Origin of the sequence: Polaribacter sargassicola (assembly GCF_021991835.1) — a bacterium.
GTDB classification, from domain to species: domain Bacteria; phylum Bacteroidota; class Bacteroidia; order Flavobacteriales; family Flavobacteriaceae; genus Polaribacter; species Polaribacter sargassicola.
In genome coordinates, this window is the sequence record NZ_JAHDAU010000140.1 from 1 (window position 1) to 315 (window position 315).

1 protein-coding gene is annotated in these 315 nt (G+C 67.6%); it reads left to right on the top strand.

All coding sequences use genetic code 11. From position 1 onward, the window contains the following. On the top strand, positions 1 to 315 hold a 315-nt coding region (locus KI686_RS17560), incomplete at both ends, for a type 2 periplasmic-binding domain-containing protein (protein ID WP_237590359.1).

Genomic DNA, 315 nt, shown 5'->3' on the forward strand with positions numbered 1-315 from the left:
TGATCCTCTCCGCCCTCGGTGCGGTCACAGCGGTCGGCCTTCTCGCCGGCTGCGGTTCGAGCACTCCCGGCCAGGGAGCCGGCGACGGCGACGGCAGCAGCGGCGGCGCCACCACGGTGCAGTTCTGGCACCGCACCTTCACCCCGGTGGAGAACGCCTGGTACAAGGACATCGTCAAGAAGTTCAACGCCTCGCAGGACAAGATCAAGGTCGTCGACACCGAGGTGCCGGCCGACGCGTGGGACCAGAAGATGAAGGCGGCGCAGGCAGCAGGCAAGGCTCCCGACATCTACACGCACTCCGGCAGCATCCAGG